General features: G+C 69.7%; 18 protein-coding genes. 5 read left to right on the plus strand and 13 right to left on the minus strand.

What is annotated here, in order from left to right; translation table 11 throughout:
• Positions 1-131: 131 nt before the first annotated feature.
• The 4 genes from ureC to ureA all read right to left on the minus strand — a co-directional run bounded on the left by ureC (position 132) and on the right by ureA (position 3,289).
• On the minus strand, positions 132-1,853 hold the full coding sequence (ureC, locus tag QWJ38_RS20600; RefSeq protein ID WP_290361017.1) for an urease subunit alpha: 1,722 nt from the start codon (positions 1,851-1,853) through the stop codon (positions 132-134).
• A gap of 248 nt (positions 1,854-2,101) precedes the next feature.
• Positions 2,102-2,413 carry an urease subunit beta gene (locus tag QWJ38_RS20605; protein ID WP_290361018.1) on the minus strand — a complete coding sequence of 104 codons (312 nt, stop codon included), beginning with the start codon at positions 2,411-2,413 and terminating at the stop codon, positions 2,102-2,104.
• A complete protein-coding gene (locus QWJ38_RS20610) occupies positions 2,410-2,967 on the minus strand; it encodes a HupE/UreJ family protein (RefSeq protein WP_290361019.1) in 558 nt (185 codons plus the stop codon). Before QWJ38_RS20610 ends, QWJ38_RS20605 begins: the two co-directional genes overlap by 4 nt.
• Before the next feature lie 19 nt (positions 2,968-2,986).
• Positions 2,987-3,289 (minus strand): urease subunit gamma, encoded by a 303-nt coding sequence (gene ureA, locus QWJ38_RS20615; protein ID WP_290361020.1) that lies wholly within the window; start codon positions 3,287-3,289, stop codon positions 2,987-2,989.
• Between the two features lie 57 nt (positions 3,290-3,346).
• On the opposite strand from ureA, the gene QWJ38_RS20620 reads away from it, so the two are divergent.
• Together QWJ38_RS20620 and QWJ38_RS20625 are read left to right on the plus strand one after the other, a co-directional pair.
• Positions 3,347-6,778, plus strand: coding sequence for an ATP-binding protein (locus QWJ38_RS20620; RefSeq protein ID WP_290361021.1), 3,432 nt, complete (start codon positions 3,347-3,349; stop codon positions 6,776-6,778).
• Positions 6,762-7,814: a response regulator gene (locus tag QWJ38_RS20625; protein ID WP_290361022.1), complete on the plus strand. Its 1,053-nt coding sequence runs from the start codon at positions 6,762-6,764 to the stop codon at positions 7,812-7,814. The genes QWJ38_RS20620 and QWJ38_RS20625 overlap by 17 nt, the downstream gene beginning before the upstream one ends.
• A 7-nt stretch (positions 7,815-7,821) precedes the next feature.
• Here QWJ38_RS20625 and QWJ38_RS20630 read toward each other — a convergent pair whose 3' ends face one another.
• The 5 genes from QWJ38_RS20630 to QWJ38_RS20650 all read right to left on the minus strand — a co-directional run bounded on the left by QWJ38_RS20630 (position 7,822) and on the right by QWJ38_RS20650 (position 13,307).
• On the minus strand, positions 7,822-9,072 hold the full coding sequence (locus QWJ38_RS20630; protein WP_290361023.1) for a complex I 51 kDa subunit family protein: 1,251 nt from the start codon (positions 9,070-9,072) through the stop codon (positions 7,822-7,824).
• Entirely contained in the window at positions 9,069-10,697 is a 1,629-nt protein-coding gene (locus tag QWJ38_RS20635) for an FAD-binding protein (protein WP_290361024.1), read from the minus strand. The genes QWJ38_RS20630 and QWJ38_RS20635 overlap by 4 nt, the downstream gene beginning before the upstream one ends.
• Entirely contained in the window at positions 10,690-11,343 is a 654-nt protein-coding gene (locus tag QWJ38_RS20640) for a ferredoxin (protein WP_290361305.1), read from the minus strand. Before QWJ38_RS20640 ends, QWJ38_RS20635 begins: the two co-directional genes overlap by 8 nt.
• 94 nt (positions 11,344-11,437) lie before the next feature.
• Complete coding sequence (locus QWJ38_RS20645) at positions 11,438-12,640, minus strand: MFS transporter (RefSeq protein ID WP_290361025.1); 1,203 nt, start codon at positions 12,638-12,640, stop codon at positions 11,438-11,440.
• Between the two features lies 1 nt (position 12,641).
• Positions 12,642-13,307, minus strand: a complete 666-nt coding sequence (locus QWJ38_RS20650; RefSeq protein ID WP_290361026.1) for an alpha/beta hydrolase — start codon at positions 13,305-13,307, stop codon at positions 12,642-12,644.
• A gap of 87 nt (positions 13,308-13,394) precedes the next feature.
• Here QWJ38_RS20650 and QWJ38_RS20655 point away from each other — a divergent pair, with 87 nt between their 5' ends.
• The gene (locus QWJ38_RS20655; RefSeq protein ID WP_290361027.1) at positions 13,395-14,069 is read left to right on the plus strand and encodes a histidine phosphatase family protein; all 675 of its coding nucleotides are present in this window, start codon (positions 13,395-13,397) and stop codon (positions 14,067-14,069) included.
• A 30-nt stretch (positions 14,070-14,099) separates the two neighbouring features.
• Here the strand turns inward: QWJ38_RS20655 and QWJ38_RS20660 are convergent, their stop codons facing one another.
• Entirely contained in the window at positions 14,100-14,789 is a 690-nt protein-coding gene (locus tag QWJ38_RS20660; RefSeq protein WP_290361028.1) for a PEP-CTERM sorting domain-containing protein, read from the minus strand.
• Positions 14,790-15,014: 225 nt separating this feature from the next.
• Here QWJ38_RS20660 and QWJ38_RS20665 point away from each other — a divergent pair, with 225 nt between their 5' ends.
• Together QWJ38_RS20665 and QWJ38_RS20670 are read left to right on the plus strand one after the other, a co-directional pair.
• Positions 15,015-15,359, plus strand: a complete 345-nt coding sequence (locus tag QWJ38_RS20665) for a hypothetical protein (protein ID WP_290361029.1) — start codon at positions 15,015-15,017, stop codon at positions 15,357-15,359.
• Between the two features lie 247 nt (positions 15,360-15,606).
• Entirely contained in the window at positions 15,607-16,605 is a 999-nt protein-coding gene (locus QWJ38_RS20670) for a GGDEF domain-containing response regulator (RefSeq protein WP_290361030.1), read from the plus strand.
• Positions 16,606-16,677: 72 nt separating this feature from the next.
• On the opposite strand, the gene truD is transcribed toward QWJ38_RS20670, so the two are convergent.
• The 3 genes from truD to QWJ38_RS20685 form a co-directional block, all read right to left on the minus strand.
• Positions 16,678-17,706, minus strand: a complete 1,029-nt coding sequence (gene truD / locus QWJ38_RS20675) for a tRNA pseudouridine(13) synthase TruD (protein ID WP_290361031.1) — start codon at positions 17,704-17,706, stop codon at positions 16,678-16,680.
• Between the two features lie 216 nt (positions 17,707-17,922).
• Positions 17,923-18,534 carry an OmpA family protein gene (locus QWJ38_RS20680; RefSeq protein ID WP_290361032.1) on the minus strand — a complete coding sequence of 204 codons (612 nt, stop codon included), beginning with the start codon at positions 18,532-18,534 and terminating at the stop codon, positions 17,923-17,925.
• Positions 18,535-18,990: 456 nt separating this feature from the next.
• Positions 18,991-20,025, minus strand: coding sequence for a hypothetical protein (locus QWJ38_RS20685; RefSeq protein WP_290361033.1), 1,035 nt, complete (start codon positions 20,023-20,025; stop codon positions 18,991-18,993).
• Positions 20,026-20,042 lie beyond the last annotated feature (17 nt).

Consider the following 20,042-nt stretch of genomic DNA (forward strand, 5'->3'; position numbering starts at 1 on the left):
TGGGGCCACTGGGTCACGTCCCGCCTGCGGAGTTCGAAGCCAATTACCATCGTCAACGCGCTGGTCAGGCCGCGACCGCCTGACTTAAACCAACTGGCCTCCGCGGAAACCGGGGCGATTCAAGGTGCATCTCAGAACAGGAAGTAGCGCTGCGCCAGCGGCAGGCTCTGCGCCGGCTCGCAAGTCAGCAACTCGCCATCGGCGCGCACCTCGTAGGTCTGGGCGTCGATCTCCATGCGCGGCAGGTAGCTGTTGCGGATCATGTCGCCCTTGCGCACGCTGCGATTGCCGCGCACGGTGGCCAGCGGCTTCTTCAGGCCATAGCCCTCGGCCGCGGCCAGACCCGCCTCCGACACAAAGCTCAGCGAGCCGCCCTGCAGCGCGCCGCCGAAGCTGCCGAACATCGGCCGGTAATGCACCGGCTGCGGCGTCGGGATGCTGGCATTCGGATCGCCCATCGCGCTGGCGGCGATGAAGCCGCCCTTCAGGATCAGGCTGGGCTTGACGCCGAAGAAGGCCGGCCGCCAGAACACCAGGTCCGCCCATTTGCCGACCTCGATGCTGCCGATCTCGTGCGCCGCCCCATGCGAGAGCGCCGGGTTGATCGTCAGCTTGGCGATATAGCGCTTGACGCGCTCGTTGTCGTTGCGCTCGCTGTCCCCGGCCAGGGCGCCGCGCTGCAGCTTCATCTTGTGCGCCGTCTGCCAGCAGCGCAGCACCATCTCGCCAACCCGGCCCATGGCCTGCGAATCGGACGAGAACATCGAGATCGCGCCGAGGTCGTGCAGCACGTCCTCGGCCGCGATCGTCTCGCGGCGGATGCGGCTTTCGGCAAAGGCCAGGTCCTCGGCCACCGAGGCGTCCAGGTGGTGGCAGACCATCAGCATGTCCAGATGCTCGTCCACGGTGTTGACCGTGTAGGGCATCGTCGGATTGGTGGACGAGGGCAGGAAGTTGGCCTCGCCGACCACGCGCATGATGTCCGGCGCATGGCCGCCGCCGGCACCCTCGGTGTGGAAGGCGCACAGCGTGCGGCCCTGGGTCGCGGCGATCGTGTCCTCGACGAAGCCGCTCTCGTTCAAGGTGTCGCTGTGGATGGAGACCTGGGTGTCGGTCTCCTCGGCCACCGACAGGCAGCAATCGATCGCCGCCGGCGTCGTGCCCCAGTCCTCGTGCAGCTTCAGGCCGATCGCGCCGGCTTCGATTTGCTGGCGTGCCGCCTCGGGCCGGCTGGCGTTGCCCTTGCCGAGAAAGCCCAGGTTCATCGGGAAGGCATCGGCCGCCTGCAGCATGCGGCGCAGGTTCTCCGGCCCCGGCGTGCAGGTCGTCGCCAGCGTGCCGGTGGCCGGGCCGGTGCCGCCGCCCATCATCGTCGTGACGCCCGACATCAGCGCCTCCTCGATCTGCTGCGGGCAGATGAAGTGGATGTGGGTGTCGACGGCGCCGGCGGTGACGATCATCCCTTCGGCCGCGATGATCTCGGTGCCCGGGCCGATGACGATGTCTACGCCCGGCTGCACGTCCGGATTGCCGGCCTTGCCGATCGCCGCGATGCGGGTGCCGCGCAGGCCGATATCGGCCTTGACGATGCCCCAGTGGTCGAGGATCAGCGCATTGGTGATCACGCAGTCGACCGCGTCGCTGGCGGCCGGTCCGTTGACCCGCTGCGACTGGCCCATGCCGTCGCGGATGGTCTTGCCGCCGCCGAACTTGACCTCCTCGCCATAGCCGCCGGCGCGCAGGGTCAGGTCTTGTTCGACCTCGATCACCAGCGCCGTGTCGGCCAGGCGCAGGCGGTCGCCAACCGTGGGGCCATAAGTCTCCGCGTAGGCGCGGCGTCCGATCGTCGCCATATCAGGTGTCCATTCCGCATTCGCGGTAGCCGCGATGCATGAAGTTTCCGGGCCGAGCGCCGGGCCGCCAAGGGCCGGAGGCCCTTGGCCCTCGGCAGGCATGAACAGTCCGCAGGGACTGTTCATGTCCGGCCTCGGTTCGCCAAGCCGGCCCGCGGCGGCGATGTGCTTGCGGCTCGATGCCGCAAGCATCGCCTTCCCCGCGGGGGACCGACCAAGGTACTCCTTGGGCGAGGGGCTGTTTCACTTCAGAGCCTTCCCTGCACGAGGCCGCGGAAGCCCCAGACCTGCCGGTCGCCGGCATAGTCGACCAGCTCGACCGTGCGCTGCTGGCCCGGCTCGAAGCGCACGGCCAGGCTGGAGGCGATGTTCAGCCGCATGCCGCGCGCCGCCGCGCGGTCGAACTTCAGCGCGCCATTGGTTTCGGCGAAGTGGTAATGCGAGCCGACCTGGATCGGCCGGTCGCCGCCGTTGACGACCACCAGCGTGATCGTGCGCCGGCCTGGATTGAGTTGATGGACGGCGTTCTCATCGTCGATCAGCAGTTCGCCGGGGATCATGCGAGCAGGCCCAGTCCGAACAGCGCGACGCCCAGCCCGGTCGCGCGAGGCAGCCAGGCGGCCTGGCGGCGCAGCGCCGTACCCAAGGCAATGCCCAGGCCATGCAGCAGCGCCGTGCCCAGCGCCATGCCGGCCAAGGCCGGTCCGCCGGCCAGTTCCTGACCATGGGCGGCACCGTGGAACAGCGCGAAACCGCCGATCAGCGCGGTGGCGATCGCCAGCGGCGGACGGCGCGGGGCCAGCAGCAGCGCGCCGATCACCAGCAGCGAGGCGGCGATCATGGTCTCGATGCCGGGCGGGGCCAGGCCGGCCTGGCTCAGCAGCGCACCGATCAGCAGCATCGCCACGAAGGCCAGCGGCGCGATCCAGCGGCGGCCGGCGCTGCCGGCACTCCAGACGCCCACGGCCAACATCGCGGCCAGGTGATCGAGGCCGGTGAACGGGTGCAGCAGTCCCTCGACAAAACCATGATGGGCGCCGGTGTCGCTGCCGCCATGGGCCAAGGCCAGGCCCGAAACACTGCTCAAGGCGACGAGGGTGAGGGTTTTCTTCATCTTGGTGCGCGCTTTCGAGTTAGGCAATCGGTTGGTGCACGGTCACCAATTTGGTGCCGTCGGGAAAGGTCGCCTCGACCTGGATCTCCGGAATCATCTCGGCGATGCCGTCCATCACATCGGCGCGCGAAAGCACGGTCTTGCCCTCGCTCATCAGCGCGGCGACGCTCTTGCCGTCGCGGGCACCCTCCATGATGGCGGCGCTGATCAGGGCCACCGCCTCCGGGTAATTCAGCTTCAGACCGCGGGCCTTGCGGCGTTCGGCCAGCAGCGCGGCGGTAAAGATCAGCAGCTTGTCTTTTTCCCTAGGCGTCAGTTCCATGGGTCGGGCTTTGCAGAAGGCATGCCAAGACGGCACGGGTCTTGATATGGAAGGAGCATGCAGCCTCCAAGCGCCAGCGTCCAGTCGGCCGAACCCGTCCAGCGCGTCGTCAAGATCCGGCGCGACTACAACGCCTGGGTCGCCCGCGAGACGCTGGAGGACTATGCGCTGCGCTTCACCCCGCATGCCTTCCGGCGCTGGTCGGGCGCGCGCGTCGCCAACACCGCCTTCGGCGCGGCCTCCTTCCTGGTGCTGGAGGCGGTCGGCGCGACGCTGCTGGTCGAATACGGCTTCGTCAACGCCTTCTGGGCGATCCTCGCCACCGGCCTGGTGATCCTGCTGGCCGGCTGGCCGATCAGCGTCTATGCGGCGCGGCACGGCGTCGACATGGATCTGCTGACCCGCGGCGCCGGCTTCGGCTATATCGGCTCGACGCTGACGAGCCTGATCTACGCCAGCTTCACCTTCATCTTCTTCGCGCTGGAGGCCGCCATCATGGCCTATGCGCTGGAGCTGGCCTTCGACATCCCGCCGGCCTGGGGCTATCTGCTCTGCGCGCTGGTCGTGCTGCCGCTGGTGACCCATGGCGTGACCGCGATCGCGCGGCTGCAGGCCTGGACCCAGCCGCTCTGGCTGGCGCTGCTGATCCTGCCTTACTGCTTCGTGTTCGGCCGCTATCCCGATCTGCTGCAGCAGGTGCAGGGCTATGCCGGCGTGCATGGCAGCGGGGGCGAATTCAAGCTGCCGCTGTTCGGCGCGGCGATGACGGTGGGCATCGCGCTGATCACGCAGATGGGCGAGCAGGCCGACTATCTGCGCTTCATGCCCGAGCCCGCCGCCGATGCCAAGAAGCGCTGGCGCTGGTGGGCGGCCGTCTTCGTCGGTGGCCCCGGCTGGGTGCTGCTGGGCGTGGCCAAGATGCTGGGCGGCGCCTTGCTGGCCTATCTGGCGATCAGCCTGATGGTGCCCAGCGAGCGCGCGGTCGATCCGAACCAGATGTACCTGGTCGCCTACGACACGGTGTTCAGCCGCCCGGGCCTGGCGGTGGCGGCCACCGCCCTGCTGGTGATCGTCTCGCAGCTGAAGATCAACGTCACCAATGCCTATGCCGGGTCTCTCGCCTGGAGCAACTTCTTCGCGCGGCTGACCCACAGCCATCCGGGCCGCGTGGTCTGGGTCCTGTTCAATACCTTGATTGCGCTGCTGCTGATGGAGATGGAGCTGTTCCAGGCGCTGGACCGGGTGCTGGGCCTGTACGCGAACATCGCGATCGCCTGGATCATGACCGTGGTCGCCGATCTGGTGATCAACAAGCCCTTGGGCCTCTCGCCGCCGGGCATCGAGTTCAAGCGCGCCCATCTGTACGACATCAACCCGGTCGGCGTCGGTTCGATGGCGGTCGCCTCGCTGCTGTCGGTCAGCGCGCATCTGGGCCTGTTCGGTGCCATGGCCCAGGCCTTCTCGGCCCTGATCGCCCTGGTGGCCGCCATGGTCTGCTCGCCCTTGCTGGCCTGGGCCACCGGCGGGCGCTACTACATCGCCCGGTGGGCCGAGCCGGGCGCGGGCGGACGCCGCTTCTGCTGCATCTGCGAGCGGGCCTACGAGGGCGAGGACATGGCCCATTGCCCGGCCTACCGCGGGCCGATCTGCTCGCTGTGCTGCTCGCTCGACGCGCGCTGCGAGGATCTGTGCAAGCCGCAGGCGCGGCTGGCCGTGCAGGCGCGCACGCTTCTGCAGAAGCTGCTGCCGCGCAAGGTCTGGCCCCTGCTGGACAGCGGCCTGATCCAGTACCTGGGGCTGATGGCCCTGGTCACGCCGGTGCTGCTGCTGCTGTTCGGCCTGCTCTACCAGCACGAGCTCGGTCGCCTGGGCCTGCGGGCGGCCGAGCTGGCCCCGCATCTGCGCGACTCCTATGCGAAGGCGCTGGTGGCGCTGCTGCTGCTGTCCGGCGTGATCGGCTGGTGGCTGGTGCTGACGCACAAGAGCCGCCAGGTCGCGCAGGAGGAATCGCGCCGCCAGAGCCAGGCCCTGTTCGCCGAGATCGAGTCGCACCGCCTGACCGACGCGCGGCTGCAGCAGGCCAAGGCGCAGGCCGAGGCCGCCAACGAGGCCAAGACGCGCTACATCACCAGCATCAGCCATGAGCTGCGCACGCCGCTGAATTCCATCCTCGGCTATGCGCAGATCCTCGACGAGGACGCCGGCATGCCGACGCATCGCCAGCAGGCGATCAAGGTGATACGCCGCGGCGGCGAGCATCTGCTGTCGCTGATCGAGGGCAGCCTGGATCTGGCTCGCATCGAGGCCGGCCGTTTCCCGCTCGAGCCGGGCCCCTGGGCGATCGCCGAGGCGATGGACGATCTGGTGCGCCTGCTGGGCCCGCAGGCGCGGCTCAAGGGCCTGGACTTCGACTACCAGCGCCCGTATCGCCTGCCCGACTGGGTGCGTGCCGACGCCAAGCGCGTGCAGCAGATCCTGATCAATCTGCTCGGCAACGCGATCAAGTTCACCGCCGCCGGCACGGTCTCGCTGCGCCTGCACTACGCGCGCGAGATGGCGCGCTTCGAGATCGCCGACACCGGCCCCGGCATGAGCGCCGAGGAGCTGGCCCGCGTGTTCGAACCCTTCGAGCGTGGCCAGGCGGCCAGCGCCAGCGGCGGCACCGGCCTGGGCCTGACCATCGCCAAGATGCTGGCCGATCTGATGGGCGGCGAGCTGACGGTGAGCAGCACGCCGGGCCAGGGCACCCGCTTCGAATTGCGCCTGTTCCTGCCCAGCCTGCACGACGGTGCACTGGCCGCGCGGCAGCGCCTGCGCGCCGCGCGCATCGGCTTCGCCGGGCCGCCGCGGCGCCTGCTGATCGTCGACAACGAGGAGGCCGACCGCCAACTGCTGCGCGCGATGCTGGAGCCGCTGGGCTTCGAGATCCGCCTGGCCGCCGGCGGAGCCGAGGCGCTGGCCATGATCCCGGACTGGCGGCCCGATGCGCTGCTGCTGGACCTGGCGATGCCGGGCCTGGATGGCTGGCAGACCTTGGCGGCGCTCCGCGCGCAAGGCCTGCTGGCCGACGTGCCGGTCGCCATCGTCTCGGCCAATGCCTTCGAGCGCGGCCTGAGCCCGGCCGGCCATGGCCTGGCCGAGCGCGATTTCATCGTCAAGCCGGTGCGCCTGGACGAACTGCTGGACTGGCTGGGCGAGAAGCTGGCGCTGCAATGGCGGCTGCGCCATAGCGCCGCCGCCTCGCCAGCGCCGCCGGCCGCTGCGGACCGGCTGCCGACCCGCGCGCTGCTGCAAGCCCTGCAGCAGCGGCTGCAGCTGGGCCATGTGCGCGGCATCCACGAGCAGCTCGAAAGAATGGTGGCCGAGGGGGCGGCCGGCGACTTCCTCGCCGAGCTGCAGCAGCTGGCGCGCGAGTTCCAGCTGCAGGCGATGGGCCGGCTGGTGGCACGCGCCTTGCAAGCCCAGGACCGCCATGAGTCCGAGGAATGATCACCCCCCCTACCACGAGGAAATCGATGCGGCCTTGCCCAGCAGCCCGCCGGTGGCCAGCCACGCCGAGCGGGTGCTGATCGTCGACGACGTGCCGGACAATCTGGCGCTGCTGCACGACGCGCTGGACGAATCCGGCTACACGGTGTTGGTGGCGATCGGCGGCGAGGCGGCCCTGCGCATCGCCGCCGAACTGCCGCCCGACGTCGTCGTGCTGGACGCGCTGATGCCGGGCCTGGATGGCTTCGAGGTCGCGCGCCGGCTGAAGGCCGACCCGGCGACCGCCGCCGCGCCCATCATCTTCATGACCGGCCTCTCCGACACCGAGCATGTGGAGGCGGCCTTTGCCGCCGGCGGCGTCGACTACGTCACCAAGCCGATCCGCCCGCGCGAGGTGCTGGCCCGCATCGCCGCCCATCTGCGCAGCGCCCGCGCGCAGCGCCAGGCGCGCAATGCGCTGGACGCCTTCGGCCACGCCAGCATGGCGGTGCACGAGAAGGACGGCCGCTGCGTCTGGCAGACGGCGCTGGCGCGCGCGCTGATGGCCGACTATTTCAGCGGCGGTCATTTCGAGCGCGGCCGCCTGCCGCCCGAGCTGCTGCTGTGGCTGCACCGCGAGGCCTTGCGCCGCCGCGCCGGCGCCGAGCCGGCCGGCCTGACCGTGCTGCCGCAGCTGCGGCCCGGCGATGCGGCGGCGGCGACGCGCGGCGCGCGGCGGCTGTCCTTCACTCTGCATGCGGTCGACCCCGATGCGCTGGGCGAGGGGCAATGGCTGATCGTCATGCGCGAGGCCGACGACGCGGCGCTGATGGACGGGCTGATCCACGGCTTCAAGCTGACCGCGCGCGAGGCCGAGGTGCTGTACTGGGTCGTCAAGGGCAAGACCAACCAGGACATCGGCGACATCGTCGGCGCCAGCCCGCGCACGGTGCAGAAGCACCTCGAGCATGTGTTCGAGAAGCTGGGCGTCGAGACCCGCACCGCCGCGGCGGCGATGGCGATGGGCAAGGTGCGCGGGCTGGAGACCGGCCGCTGACAGGCTGCTAACGGCCCAGCAGCGCCTCGTATTCGTCGCGGAAGCGGTGCAGGGAGCTTTCGACGACGGTCACCGCCCCGTCGATCAGGCCGCAGCGGCCGCTGCCGGGCAGGATGCGGCAGAGGTTCTCCAGCGACTCCAGGTCGGCGGCGACTCCTCGGCCGGTGTCGATGCGGTTCAAGAGCCGGGTCAGCTGGAAGGTGCCGCCCTTGCAGGGCGGGCATTGGCCGCAGGAGCCCTGGGCGAAGAACTCAACATACTCCGCTACCTTGCGCACGATGCTGGTGCCCTCGGAGACGACGATCATCGCGCCGGTGCCCAGGCGCGAGCGGCGCTCGCGCAGCGAGTCGAAATCCAGCGCCACGTCGAGGTCGCGCTGGGTCAGCAGCGTGTTCGAGGGGCCGCCGGTGAACACCGCCTTGAACTCCTTGCCCTGCAGCATGCCGCCGCCATGGCCGAAGACCAGCTCTTCCAGCGGCGTGCCCATAGGCAGCTCGTACAGGCCCGGCCGCAGCACGTCGCCGGACAGCGAATAGAGCTTCGTGCCGCTGGCCGCCCCGAGCCCCAGGCCGCGGTACCAGTCGGCGCCATGGCGCAGGATGCCCGGCACATGGGCCAGGGTCTCGGTGTTGTTGACGACGGTCGGCCGGCCATGGACGCCCTGTTCGGCCGGGTAGGGCGGCTTGCGGCGCGGGAAGGGGAAGCCGCCCTCGACGCTGGCGATCACCGCCGTCTCCTCGCCGCCCACATAAAGGCCCGAGCTCGGCAGCACGGCCAGCGACACGGGCCCGCCGAGCCGCTGCTCGATCTGCGCCAGCAGCGCATGCCCGCGCCATTGCTGCAGGGCCGCGCCTACGGCGGCCAGCGCGCGCGGCTCATGCGGGTTGATGTAGAGCACGACCTGGTTCGCGCCGATGGCCAGGGCAGCGATCAGCGCGCCCTCGATCACCTGGTGCGGCGTGTGCTCGAGCAGGAAGCGGTCCTTGAAGGTGCCCGGCTCGTCCTCGTTGCCATTGCAGACGATGGTCTTGTCGGGGCCCGACGCCGCCGCAGCGGCCGACCATTTGCGGTGGGTGGCGAAGCCGGCGCCGCCCATGCCGCGCAGATCGGCGGCGGCAATGGTGGCGATGATCGCCTCGGGCTGCTGCAGCGCCCGCGCCAGGCCCGCGCCGCCGCCCTGGGCCAGCCAGGCGGGCAGGTCCGCACCGACGTGGATCTGCTCCCTCAGCAGGACCTGGTTCACGCTGCTCTTGCTCATGCCGCCGCCCCTCGTTGCGCGTGCAGATCGAAATTGGCATAGCCGGGAAACAGCTGCGGCGCCTGCGTGTGCAGCGGCAGGCCGGCCAGCGTCAGCTCGCGCTGCCAGGCATGGACATGGCCGATGCCGGCGCGGCCGACGATGGGCCCGCCGGCCGCCCGGGCCGCCAGGGCCGCGGCCGTGCCGGCGCGCCGGCCCATGCTGAGGATGTCCAGCAGTGCATTGCCCATCAGCCGGTTGCGGCCATGCAGGCCGCCGCTGGCCTCGCCGGCGCCGTAGAGCCCGGCCACGCTGCTGGCGCCGTCGCCATCGATCGCGATGCCGCCGTTCTGGTAGTGCAGCGTCGGGTAGACGAGAAAGGGCTCCAGCGCCGGGTCCTGGCCGCAGCGATGGGCCAGATGGCTCAGCGTGACCAGGCGCTCGGCCAGGATGCCGGGCTGGGCCGCCTCCAGCGAGGGCGTGTCGAGGAAGACGCCCAGCTGACCGTCGCGCCTGATGCCCCGGCCCTCCTCGCATTCGCGCAGGATGGCCGAGGCGACCACGTCGCGCGGCGCCAGCTCGTCGATGAAGCGCTCGCCCAGGCCGTTGATCAGCGTGGCGCCGGCCGAGCGCGCCGCCTCCGAGATCAGGCCGCCGGCCAGATGGGCCGGATGGGCGATGCCGGTCGGGTGGTATTGAAACGAGTCGAGCTCGCGCAGCCGCGCGCCGAGCCGGTAGGCCAGCACCAGGCCGTCGGCGGTCGCGCCGTAGTGGTTGGAGGTCGGGAAGCGGTTCAGATGCAGGCGGCCGGCGCCGCCGGTGGCCAGGATCACCGCGCGGGCGCGCACCAGCACGAAGCGTCGTCCCTCGAGCTGGTAGATGACGGCGCCGGCGCAGCGGCCGCGCTCGTCCGACAGCAGCTCGACGACCGGGCTGCGGTTGGCAAGCTCGATGCGCGGCTCCAGCTCGACCGCCTCGCGCAGCACGCGCATCATCTCCAGGCCGGTGTAGTCGCGGTAGGACAGGATGCGCGCGGCCGAGGCGCCGCCGGGCTTCTTGCGCAGCAGATCGGCATGGCCGCTGCGGCCGTCGCCCTCCTGGTCGAACTGCATGCCCAGGCGGATCAGCCAGCGGATCACGTCCGGCCCGTCCATCACCATCTGCGCCACCAGAGCCGGGTCGGCGCAGAAATGGCCGGCGCGCAAGGTGTCCTCGAAATGCCGCTGGGGGCTGTCGTCCTCGCCGATCGCCGCCTGGATGCCGCCCTCGGCCATCACCGTATTGCTGTCGCCCAGGCGCAGCTTGGTCGCCAGCATCACCTGGGCGCCCTCGGCGGCCGCGGCCAGCGCCGCCGCGCAGCCGGCGCCGCCGCCGCCGACCACCAGCACCTCGGTCGTCAGCATGGCCGCGCCGGCGATGTCGACATCGTCGATCAGCGCATTGGCCTGCAGCAGCCGCGCCAGCTCCGGCTGGCAGGGCTCGCCGCGGTTGGCGCCGACGGCCAGCGGCGTGCGCGCATTCGGCCCATGGTCCGGGTGGTAGCGGCGCAGCAGCTCCGGCACCGGCAGCGCATCGCCGCGCAGCGGCGGGGCCGTGCCCGGGCGGTAGCGCTGGCGCGCCAGCTCGTAGGCGATGCCCTCAGCCATGCGCTTCGGGCGGCCGGGCGCCGGGCGCGTCGAAATCGATCGTCATTTCGCCGCTGTCGATCTGGCGCAGGCGCCGCAGCAGATTGGCCGGCCGCAGCGATTGCGCGGCCATCATCCGCCGCACGAACAGGCCCAGATGGTTGGGCCGGATGTGCTCGGGGCAGGCCAGGGTGCAGAGATTGCACATCACGCATTCGTCGAAGACGCGGCTGGCCGCGCCGAGCCGGCCGTCGCTGGCCAGATTGACGCCGCGCTGCACCTCCAGCCCCTTGGGGCAGGCCCGGTCGCAGCCGCCGCAATGCCGGCAATGCGCGGCCTCGGGAAAGATCTCGCCGACCTTGGCCAGCGCATCCCAGCTGCTGCCGCCGATGTCCTCGGCGCCATAACGGTGCCGCACGGCGGAGGCGCTCAGATAGTCGAGAAAGGCGACCTGCATGCCGGCCTCGACGACGGTCTCGCAGGCCAGCGCGGTCCGGACCTCGCGCTCGCCGGCGCGCCGGACCATCACGCGGCAGGAGCCGCAGACGCCCTGGCCCATGCAGCCGACGCCCTCGACCAGGGTCTGCCCGGCCTGCACATAGGCCTGCAGGATCGAACAGCTGGCCGGCGAGCGGATCGCGCGGCCCTCGATGCTCAGCTCAACGATGTCCACGCTTGCGTCTCCGCGATGCCCCCGCCGCTCGGGACGAGGGGCGGATGGCGCGGACAGAATAGCATCGGCCGCCGCAGGGCGACAGGGCTCAGTCCTCGCGCGGCGGGTGCTTGCGGAAGGCCCGCCACAGCGCCAGGTCGTAGGCGATCTTCAGGAGGCCGCAGGCCAGCAGCGGCGTCGCGTAGAAGCCGGCGGCAAACAGGGCGCCGGCCAGGCTGGGGCTGAGGGCGGCGGCCAGGCTGCGCGGCACCGCGGTGAAGCTGGCCGCGGCCGGGCGCTCGGGCGGGGTGACCACGCCCATCACATAGGCGCTGCGCGCCGGCACATCCATCTGCGCCAGCGCCGCGCGCAGGAACAGCAGGCCCAGGGCCAGCGGCAGCCCTGGCGCCAGCGCCGCGGCGAGCAGGCAGCAGTTGGCCGGGATGTGGGTGAACACCATCGTATTGATCAGGCCGATGCGGCGTGCGATCCGCGGCGCGGCCAGCTGCGAGAGGGCACCCAGCAGGCCGGTCATAAAGAAGACCTGACCCGCCTGCGCCGGGCCGAGGCCGAAGCGCTGATGCAGCCACAGCGTCAGCAGCGCATTGACGACCAGACCGCCGGCAAAGGCGTCGACGCTGAACAGCAGGGTCAGGCGCAGGACGATGGCGCGCGAAGGCCCCAGCGCCGAGTGCTGGGCCGGCGCCGCCGGCAGCGCGGCGCGCGGCAGCCGCCGGTACAGCAGCCAGACGATGAGGCCGATCAGCGCATAGAGCACGAACATCGCGCGCAGCGCCGCCTCGCGCGGCAGCGCGAACTGCTGGGCCAGGCCGTCCGGCAGTGCCGCGGCCAGCGCACCGACGGCGGCGCTCAGCGCGCCCAGCAAGCTGTAGCGGGCGAACAGCGCGGTGCGCTCGTGGCCCTGGGCCGCGCCGGCCAGCCAGGCATGCTCGAGCGGCAGGAAGACGCTGACGTCGCCGGAGCTCGGGTTCAGCGTGCCGACGAAGGCGACCAGCAGCAGCGGCCAGAACGTGCCCAGGCCGGCGAAGCCGAGGCCGGTGGCCGCCATCAGCAGCGCCGCGGCCAGCAGCAGGCGCCGCGTCGGCCAATGCCGGCCCCAGGCGCCGACGGCCAGGGTCGCCAGCGCCGAGCCCAGCATCGTAGCCGTGCTGAGGATGCCGACCTCCAGGGTGCCCAGGCCCAGCAGCAGCAGCCAGGCCGGCAGCAGCACCGCCATATAGCCGTCGGCGAAGCCGCGCAGCGCGCGGGCCAGCAGCAGGCGACGGGCTGCCGCGCCGGCCTCCGAGGCCATCTCAGCCCAGGCGGGCCAGCAGCCAGCGGTTCAGGTCGGCCACCTCCTCGGCGCAGACCGAGTGCGGCATCGGGTAGTCATGCCATTCGACCGGATGGCCCAGCGCCTGCAGCGCCGTGCGGCTGTCCTGCGCGCGCGCGATCGGCACGACCGGGTCCATGCGGCCGTGGGCGAGGAAGATCGGCACATCGGCATTGGCGCCATGGCGCTCGGCCGCGGTGAGCGCCGCCAGCGGCAGATAGCCCGAGAGGCCGACCAGGCCGGCCAGGCGCTGCGGATAGCGCAGGCCGGTCATCAGGGTCATCGCGCAGCCCTGCGAGAAGCCCATCAGCACGATGCGCGAGGCCGGGATGCCGCGCGCGATCTCGGCGTCGATCATCGCGGCGATGGCCGCCGCCGATTCGCGCAGGCCGCCTTCGTCCTCGCGGCGCACGAGGTCGGTGCCGAGGATGTCGTACCAGGCGCGCATGCGGTAGCCGCCGTTGATCGTCACCGGCCGCTCGGGTGCATGCGGGAAGAGGTAGCGCACGCCGCCGATCGCGCGCAGGTCCAGTTCATTGCAGATCGGCACGAAGTCATTGCCGTCGGCGCCCAGGCCGTGCAGCACGATGAGGGTCGCCTGCGGATTCGGGGCGGTTTCGATTTCGATCGCGGGGCTGCTGTTCATTCAGGATTTCCTCGGAGATGGCGGCGTGACACCGGGGCGGTCGCCCAAGCGACAGGCCCCGGCCCGGTTTGCCGCGATGATAAAAGCATGGGAACGCTCTATCTCGTCCGCCACGGTCAGGCCTCCTTCGGCGCCGACGATTACGACCAGCTCAGCGCGCTGGGCCACGATCAATGCGTGAAGCTCGGCGAGTACTGGCGCGCGCGCGGCCTGCGCTTCGATGCGGTGCTGACCGGCACGCTGCGCCGCCACGCGCAGTCCTTCGCCGGCATCGCGGAAGGCCTGGCCGATGCGACGCCCGCGCCGCTGCTCTGGCCCGGGCTGAATGAATACGACAGCGAGGCGGTGATACGCGCGATCCATCCGGCGCCGCTGGAGCGGCCCGGCAATCCGGAGATGGTGCGCCATCACTTCCGCCTGCTGCGCCAGGGCTTGCAGGCCTGGATGCGCGGCGCGGCGCAGCCGGCGGGCATGCCCAGCTACGCCGAGTTCTCCGCCGGCGTGGCCGGCGCACTGAACCATGTGCTCGAACACCACCACGGCGGCCAGGTGCTGATCGTCTCCAGCGGCGGACCGATCTCGACCGCCGTCGGCCAGGTGCTGGCGACGCCGGCCGAGACGACGATCGAGCTGAACCTGCGCATCCGCAACAGCTCGGTCACCGAGTTCGCCTTCACGCCCAAGCGGCACATGCTGGTGACCTACAACACCTTGCCGCACCTGGACTTTGCCGAGGGTGCGGCGATGGTGACCTACGCCTGAGGGCGGGCGGCCCCGGAAAGGCGCCGGCCGTCAGCCGCGGCGGCGGCGCAGCACGAAGCCGCCCACGGCGATCATGCCCATCAGCGTCAGCGCGTAGCTGCTGGGCTCGGGGACCGGCGCGGCGACCACGGCATTGCTCAGGTAGAAGGTCTCCGGTCCGCCGGTGGCCTGGGCCACGGATGCCGACAGGCCGATGCGGTAGCCGCTGAAGCTGGGCCCGAGCGCCGCTTGCGCGGCCGCGGTCTGCGTCGCATCGAGACCGAACAGGAAGCCGGCCTTGCCCACGCCGGTGAAGGTGGCGTCGTAGCTCTGCGGCGAGAACACGCCGGAGCTGAACACCTGGTTGCCGCTCGGGTCGTAGAAGCTCAACATTAGATTGTTCAGCTCGATGCCATTGGCGGCGCTATTGCCCGGTTCGGCGGCGTTGAAGACGACGCGCAAGGCCGACAGATCCCTGATGCCCGCATCGCCGAAGCTCAGCAACTGGGTTTGCGAGGCGCCGGTCAGCGCGTCGCCGGTGGTCTGCATGGTGTTGCCGACGCCGACGCCGACGCTGCCCATGGCCGTGTCGCCACCGCCGGTCGCATGCAAGGTCAGCACCGTCTGGACCGCGCCCAGTCCGGTCCCATTCAAATCCTGAACCCCTTTGAACTCCAAGGAGGCCTGGGCGGCCCCCGATGCCGCCAGCAAGGCGGCGGTGACGCTGATAGCCAGTTTCATTTCCTGCTCCTGAGAAGAAAGACGCCAGATCGGCGCCGGCCACCGCGGCAATGAACATTCCTGGATGATCGGCCCCACCCCCAAGGACAGGGGAGCCGCCGCTGCGCCCGGGCGCCAGGCGCCCGCGGGACGCGCAGAGCGCTGAACTGGCAGAGAAAGGCCTGAGCTAAACTGAACCCGTCTATGGGCCGTCGCTTCGCCACCCGCCTGAGCACCGTCTTGTGCATGGTGCTGTCGCTGCTGTTCTCGCAGCTGGTGCTGGCCAACTATGTTTGCCCGGCACAGCAGCCGGAAGCCGCGTCCACGCTGACGATGACGGCCTCTAGCATGCCCTGCGAGGATATGGACATGGAACAGCCAGCTCTGTGTGCGGCGAGCCGGTCCGGCACGCCGCAATCGTTCGAAGAGTCCAAGGTCCTGGCCCCTGTGGCGCCGCTGCTCGTCCATGTGCTGGAGCTGACGCCGGCCCGCGATGCCCAAGCAGCCGATACCGGCGCCCGGGTGGCGCTGCCGCGGTCGCACCCGCCGCCGGCGCCGCTCTTTCTTTCCACGCTCCGACTGAGAGTCTGAGCCGCTTCGTCGACCGACCGATCGGCTGCGGCCCGTCCGCGCATGGCCGCCTCGTTCCCGCCCGTCCTCGGAGTCCCCCCATGGCAGATCGCACAGCTTGCCCACGGTATGCCCGTTCACCCGCCCACGCCGGCCCGGATGCCCTGGCCGGCAGCAAGAGGAGGGTGCGCACGGACGGCGCAGCGCCGCGTCGTCGCGCGCCGCTGGGTCCGGTCCAGGCAATCCAGACCGCCAGAAGGTCGGCAAGATGAGCGCGCCGGATCAGCAGCCGGCTGTGCAAGAGACGGCCAAGGTGCTCCATGTCGATGACCACGCGGACACGCTGATCGCCACCAAGTCGCTGCTCGACCGCCCGGGCATCGAGGTGATCAGCGCGGGCTCTGCGAAGGCGGCTCTCGAACTGCTGCGGCTGCACGATTTCGCGCTGGCCCTGCTGGACGTTCACATGCCCGGTCAGGGCGGCTTCGAGTTGGCCGAAGCGATGCGCGAAGACGAGCGCACGCGTGAAATCCCGATCATCTTCCTGACCGGCTTGCCCGGGGATGCGGATCGGACCTTCCGCGGCTATGAGGCCGGCGCCGTCGACTTCCTGCTCAAGCCGGTCCAGCCCCTGGTGCTGGAGAGCAAGGTCTCGGTGTTCGCCGCGCTCTATCTGCAACGGAAGTCGCTGCGCGATCAGAAGGCCGATCTGGAACGCCTGCTGCGCGACAAGCAGCAGATGGCCGCCGAACTCGAGCGCGTGCACGAACAGGCGGTCAAGGCCGCCTTCACCGACGAGTTGACCGGCGTCCCGAACCGCCGCCATATCTTGCAGCTGGCGCAGAGCACGCTGGACGATCCACGCAAGCAATCGCAACCGATCAGCATGGCGGTGCTGGACCTGGATCACTTCAAGAACATCAACGATACGCATGGACACGCCTTCGGTGACGCGGTGCTGCGCCACTTCTGCGATCATGTGCTCGCGCACCTGCGCGCGGGTCAGGCGCTGGGGCGCCTGGGGGGCGAGGAGTTCCTCCTGCTTTTGCCCGGCACGGGGCTGGACGATGCCTGCACGGCTATGGAACGGGTGCGACGCACCCTCGAGCCGCACGAAGGTGTGCCGTTCACCTTCTCCGCCGGCATTGCCCAGGCGCGGCCCGACGAGTCCTTGTCCTCGGTGCTGGACCGGGCCGACGTGGCGCTCTATCGCGCCAAGGGGCTGGGGAGGGATTGCATCGCCAGCGATTGGGCGGAGCTGCGATAGAGACGCGGAGCGCAGCAAGCGGCAGCAAGCGCTACGGGGCCAGCGACCGCGATAGCGGCTCTGGCTGAGTTCTCAGGCCTCCAGCTCGAACGAGGGCATAGCCGCTGCCGTATGCCGGTCCGGCTCCGTGCTGCGGAGGATTTCGTTCAGAACGGAAGTGGCGTAATTCCCGGCGGGCAAAGAGAAGCTGAGCACCAGTTGATCGACTTGCGGCCATTCCCACGACATCTCCATCGGGCTTGCCACCAGGGCGCGGCGCTCCTGATCCAGACCGGCGTGTTCCAGGCCGTCGCACAAGCTGGCGTGACGTTCGGCCACGCCCATCTCCAGGGCCTGCGCTTGATCGCTGGTGATCACGCGGCCCCGACCCCAGAGCGGTCCGGTGGGCCGGCCCGCCTCGTCCATCACGTCACCGGGCAGGGTCTTGCCCCAGAGTCCCTGCTGGATGCGCAGCGCCAGCACTTCGTTGAAGAGGAAGGAGCGCAGCGCCGACAGGTAGAGGCCCTTCTTCTTCGGGTTGCGCACGCGGATTTCGCGCGCGAGCATGGCCAGTCCCTGCTGCACATTGCCGCCATCATGGCCGAAACGCTGGGCGCCGAAGTAGTTGGGCACGCCCTGTGACGCAACGGCCTTGAGATTCGCCTCGATGGCCTCGCGCTCGCCGCTCACCTCACGCAGCACGATGCGAAACCGGTTGCCGTGCAGATCCCCGGGGCGCAGTTTCTTCAGGTGGCGGCTCTGGCTCAGCACCCTGAATTCCGGGTGCTGAAGCGCGGTCAGGTCGGGCGTCTCGCTTTTTCCATTCGGCAGATAGATGCTGAACCACTGACGGGTGATGGCGTAGCGGTCCTTGAGGCCGGCATAGCCCACGTCCCTTTCCTGCACGCCGGCGGCCTCGGCCAACTGCTGGGCGACGAAGGCGGTGTTGGCGCCGTTCTTCTCGACGTCCAGCCAGAGGTGCTCCCCTGCACCGGAGGGCAGCTGCAGCGGCAGCTCGGTCACGATGAAATCCTCGTTGAGGAGCTTCAAGGTGGCGCTGGCGCCGCTGGCCGGATAGGCCTTGGGCCATTGCGGCAAGGTCGTGTATTGAGCGTCGGTCATGAGCGGTCTGGGGGGCAGTCCAGGCCGTGATTCTCGCCCTAGAAGGCGCTCACACGAGGGGCAGCATGTCCGATGCTTGCGGCACGCTCGGCACGCTCGGGACCCCCGATCCCGCCGGGCCGAGGACCGCTTGTGCGCTGCGTGCCTGGCGGAGCCGACGCTGAGCCGCTGGTCGGAGTGTTGACCGACCGGGTGCCAACAACCCCTCCTTTCCGCTCAGCGCATCACGATCAATTGAACGCGTCGGTTTGCGCTGCGGCCTTCGCGGGTCTTGTTATCGGCCAGCGGCGCAGATTCGCCGTAGCTGATCGTTGACATGCGCGCCAGCGGCAGGCCGGCGCGGGCCAGGTACAGGCGCACCGCTTCGGCCCGCTTGAGGCCCAGTTGCTGGTTGACCGTGTCGCTGCCGGCGGCGTCGGTATGGCCCTGGATTTCGATGAACACCGGCTGGTTGTCGGCCTTGAGCTTGGCGACCAGTTGATCGAGTTCACGGCCGGCCTGCTCGGTGAGCTGGGCACGGCCCGAACTGAACTTGATCTTGTCATCGGTCAGCACGGTGCTCATCAGCAGGCCGGGCGGCTTGGGAAGATTGGCGGCAGCCTGGGCTCGCGCCGCAGCCTCCTGCTGCAAGGCCAAGATTTGCGCCTCGCTGCCTTGCACACGACCATCCAGGGCCTTGAGGCGATCGTCATGCGCCTGCACGCGAGCGCCGAGGCCGTCCACGCTGGTTTGCACCGGAGCGACGGTCTCTTTGACGAAATCCGGAGTGGCGCAAGCGCTCAGCAAGATGACGCTGCTGGCGACAAAGAGTGAAGAAAGTCTCGACATTGGTGGATTCGTGAGGGAAGAAGTAAATCAACTCTAGACAGTCCTCCAAGAGAGGTGGTAAGGAGCTGTAATAAATCAATGCCCCATTAACCGGGCCGAACAAAGCCTTACTGTTCCGCACCTACGGCGCTGCGGCAGCGCAGACTCAAATTGGCGCCCATAGGACATCGACGGAGATCATGGAAGCGAGTACGCTGCGGTTTCCGTGGCAACCAGATAAGGAGGTGATATGCACACAACTTCTAGGTCCGGGGCAGCCTCTGGCCCTTGAAAGAGGGCCGGGACGGATTCCTACCTCACGTAGCCCGGCGCCTGTAGCCGGACCCGCGGGCGCTCCCCTGTGAAGGGCAGCGCCCGCGTCATTTGTGGGCCGACCTCTTGTCGACGCCGGTGCTTCAAGGCGGCCGAGTCACAGACCATCCCGGTCTGCAGATCGGCAAGCCGCAGGCATCGGGTTCAGCCTTGCTTGCGGCACATGATCTGGAGGAAGGTCACCGCATACAGCGCCCGTTCTCGCAGTCCGCCGGTATCGGGCAGCACCAGATGCAGATTCCAGTCGCGCACGCTGTACTTGGCCGGATCGAAGCGGGTGGCATTGGCCGTGAGGATGTCGGGATCCCAGCCGCTGCGATAGCTCAGGCCCTGGCCATTGAAAGCACGCGCATAGGAGCCATACATGAATACGCCGTCGCCGCCGTCGAACTTGACGCCTTCGACGGCGCTCCAGTCGATCGGCTGCTGCCAAGCGTAAACCGACTCGAAGAGCACCGTATCCGAGGCCCAGAAGTCGTGGTTGTGGTGGTAGGCCGTGCGGGCGCCGGAGCTGGCCAGAGACGCGCAACGCTGCGTCGTCTTCACGGTGACCAAGTCGCCCTTGTTCTTCCACTGATTCAGCGTGGAGCCGAGTGCGGGCACCTGAGGCCAGGTGCTGCGGAAAGCGGTGCCACGCGCCGTCAGGGCCTCGAGAAAGGCCTGGGCGTTTTCCACCGTCTCGTAATCGCCGCCCCACTCGAAGGGATGGCGCTGGCGCAGCAAATCGAGCGCCACAGGCGCTCGCGACTGGGCCATCTGGCCCTGCCGCGCCCCCCGCACAAGCGCATCGGACCTGCGGATCTGCTGAGCGGCATGGCTGGCGAGCGCGGTCCAAAGATCCGTACCGGCCCCGGCCACCGGCGAAGCGGCGGCTTCGCCAAGTCCCGCGCAGCTGAGCGTGTCGGCCTCGAAATGGCAGCGGACCCGGTTTTTCTCAGCCTCGGGCTGCAGGCCCTGATCGAACTGGTACAGGGCGACTTGCTCGTCATCGAGGCTCGCGAGCATCAAGAGGCGCTTGCCGGGCACTTGCCACTCGAAGCGCATCGTCACGCCCCCCGCGCTTTTCGACTTGGCCTCGGCGGCGGTGGCGAGCTGCCGCCAGCCCTCGGGGGCCGAGCCGGGCAAGCCGGCGCACGCGGCCAGCAGCATGAAAACGGGGATGCCGAGCGTGGCCGGCAAGAGACGGGCGCAAGGAT

Source organism: Roseateles violae, from assembly GCF_030410485.1.
GTDB classification, from domain to species: Bacteria; Pseudomonadota; Gammaproteobacteria; order Burkholderiales; family Burkholderiaceae_C; genus Roseateles_D; species Roseateles_D violae.

Excerpts from the sequence above, each read along its gene's own strand:
- QWJ38_RS20645 (WP_290361025.1), bottom strand. The coding sequence starts at position 12,640 with ATGGCCTCGGAGGCCGGCGCGGCAGCCCGTCGCCTGCTGCTGGCCCGC.
- QWJ38_RS20620 (WP_290361021.1), top strand. The coding sequence starts at position 3,347 with ATGCAGCCTCCAAGCGCCAGCGTCCAGTCGGCCGAACCCGTCCAGCGC.
- QWJ38_RS20630 (WP_290361023.1), bottom strand. The coding sequence starts at position 9,072 with ATGAGCAAGAGCAGCGTGAACCAGGTCCTGCTGAGGGAGCAGATCCAC.
- QWJ38_RS20625 (WP_290361022.1), top strand. The coding sequence starts at position 6,762 with ATGAGTCCGAGGAATGATCACCCCCCCTACCACGAGGAAATCGATGCG.
- ureA (WP_290361020.1), bottom strand. The coding sequence starts at position 3,289 with ATGGAACTGACGCCTAGGGAAAAAGACAAGCTGCTGATCTTTACCGCC.
- ureC (WP_290361017.1), bottom strand. The coding sequence starts at position 1,853 with ATGGCGACGATCGGACGCCGCGCCTACGCGGAGACTTATGGCCCCACG.
- QWJ38_RS20665 (WP_290361029.1), top strand. The coding sequence starts at position 15,015 with ATGGTGCTGTCGCTGCTGTTCTCGCAGCTGGTGCTGGCCAACTATGTT.
- QWJ38_RS20670 (WP_290361030.1), top strand. The coding sequence starts at position 15,607 with ATGAGCGCGCCGGATCAGCAGCCGGCTGTGCAAGAGACGGCCAAGGTG.
- QWJ38_RS20660 (WP_290361028.1), bottom strand. The coding sequence starts at position 14,789 with ATGAAACTGGCTATCAGCGTCACCGCCGCCTTGCTGGCGGCATCGGGG.
- QWJ38_RS20610 (WP_290361019.1), bottom strand. The coding sequence starts at position 2,967 with ATGAAGAAAACCCTCACCCTCGTCGCCTTGAGCAGTGTTTCGGGCCTG.
- QWJ38_RS20680 (WP_290361032.1), bottom strand. The coding sequence starts at position 18,534 with ATGTCGAGACTTTCTTCACTCTTTGTCGCCAGCAGCGTCATCTTGCTG.
- QWJ38_RS20635 (WP_290361024.1), bottom strand. The coding sequence starts at position 10,697 with ATGGCTGAGGGCATCGCCTACGAGCTGGCGCGCCAGCGCTACCGCCCG.
- QWJ38_RS20650 (WP_290361026.1), bottom strand. The coding sequence starts at position 13,307 with ATGAACAGCAGCCCCGCGATCGAAATCGAAACCGCCCCGAATCCGCAG.
- truD (WP_290361031.1), bottom strand. The coding sequence starts at position 17,706 with ATGACCGACGCTCAATACACGACCTTGCCGCAATGGCCCAAGGCCTAT.
- QWJ38_RS20605 (WP_290361018.1), bottom strand. The coding sequence starts at position 2,413 with ATGATCCCCGGCGAACTGCTGATCGACGATGAGAACGCCGTCCATCAA.
- QWJ38_RS20655 (WP_290361027.1), top strand. The coding sequence starts at position 13,395 with ATGGGAACGCTCTATCTCGTCCGCCACGGTCAGGCCTCCTTCGGCGCC.